The 1,314-nt window shown below is 41.9% G+C and carries 2 protein-coding genes; both read left to right on the top strand.

What is annotated here, in order from left to right:
* Positions 1-380: 380 nt before the first annotated feature.
* On the top strand, positions 381-830 hold the full coding sequence (locus tag ACFIJ0_RS01800) for a hypothetical protein (RefSeq protein WP_375661383.1): 450 nt from the start codon (positions 381-383) through the stop codon (positions 828-830).
* A gap of 20 nt (positions 831-850) precedes the next feature.
* Positions 851-1,252 (top strand): hypothetical protein, encoded by a 402-nt coding sequence (locus ACFIJ0_RS01795; RefSeq protein WP_375644152.1) that lies wholly within the window; start codon positions 851-853, stop codon positions 1,250-1,252.
* Positions 1,253-1,314 lie beyond the last annotated feature (62 nt).

The following is a 1,314-nucleotide window of genomic DNA, read 5'->3' as shown; positions in this document are numbered from 1 at the left end:
GCTTAATCGTGATACTGCTACCGCCCATCAGGGTGTACAACAGCTCGATGTAGGCAAGCTGGAACAAATCGTTCGTGAAAACCGCGAAATGGCAACCCAACTTTTAGAAGAAGGATTTAAATACAGTGATGACTCCTATAAAACCATGTTTATCAAAGAGCACCCCATCGCTGTGGTCGACCGTGATAAAGACGGAAATATAATCTATAAAACAGATGCAAATGGGGTACCTATAAGAGATGCTCGTGGACAACCAATACCTCACTTTCATTATTTAACGGATGAAGAAAAGCAGCATTTGCAAGAAGGTGCTGATGGCAAGGTGCATGTGTCCTTTAATGGCATCTTTACTCCACCAGAGGAAGCCGCTGTTNTGGGGTTTGACCAATTCCACACAAGAAGCAAAAGATTTGATGTATAGCTATGGTCTTACAGGATTAGAACTTTATGGACATAGTCGCGGGACAATGACATTGGGGAATATGCTGAATTCTTTCAAACAAGAAGGTGTTCACGGTATAGCCAACGAAAACACGAATATCAATTTCTATGGACCAGCCTTCAATGTTTTGGCGGCATCCGATCTGTTAGGTTATGTGAGTGATGGCAAACAAACTACTATTGGCTTTGATGGGCATAGATATGATTTTGTAAGTCGATGGATTGGCGGCAATGGCTATACTTACGAGACAATACCTGCTGGTAGTAGCAGGTGGAAAGAAACATGGAAAATGTTCACAAATCCTTACAATCCTCATACTTGCCTTGGACATGCGAGTGATATGTGCCAAAAGTTTTATGGCTCATCTCATTTAGAACAAAAACCTTGAATTAGATCATGGAGTGAAAAATGAAACAAACTTTAAAATTATTAAGCACTGTAACTTTGTTAAGTATCGCTGGATGTCAGTTTAACAAACCTCCTCCAGGGTATGTGACTGCGTGGGAGAAGCCAGGAGCAGATTTGACAGAGGCAGGAAAAGCTTTGTTAGAATGTGGAATGCCAAGCCTTATTGATGCGGATCCAGAGAATGATAATCGCAGCTTTAATCAAAAGGCAACAATTTATGCTTGTATGGTTCAGGCTGGTTTCCGTGATAAAGTGGGGGGAGGGACTTGGTGCGAGAATCATAAAGCCGAAAATCTCCCGATTTGTCGTCCAGGTGCTGTTGTTCCACAGCGCAGTGTCAAGAAGCGCTTAAATAGCCCTTTTTGTAAAAAATATAAAAATGCACCTGAATGCAAACCTTAAGTCTTGCTTGTAATGACCAACAATCTGCCATCCTTGCCTTTGCTTGGAATGGCGGGATTGTT

The sequence above is a fragment of the Bartonella sp. OC68QHHN genome (assembly GCF_042193875.1).
Classification (GTDB): domain Bacteria; phylum Pseudomonadota; class Alphaproteobacteria; order Rhizobiales; family Rhizobiaceae; genus Bartonella; species Bartonella grahamii_A.
This window is presented reverse-complemented; position numbering and strand designations above follow the sequence as displayed.

Bases quoted from the DNA above. Each gene is read 5' to 3' on its own strand.
- ACFIJ0_RS01795 (WP_375644152.1), top strand. From the start codon at position 851: ATGAAACAAACTTTAAAATTATTAAGCACTGTAACTTTGTTAAGTATC.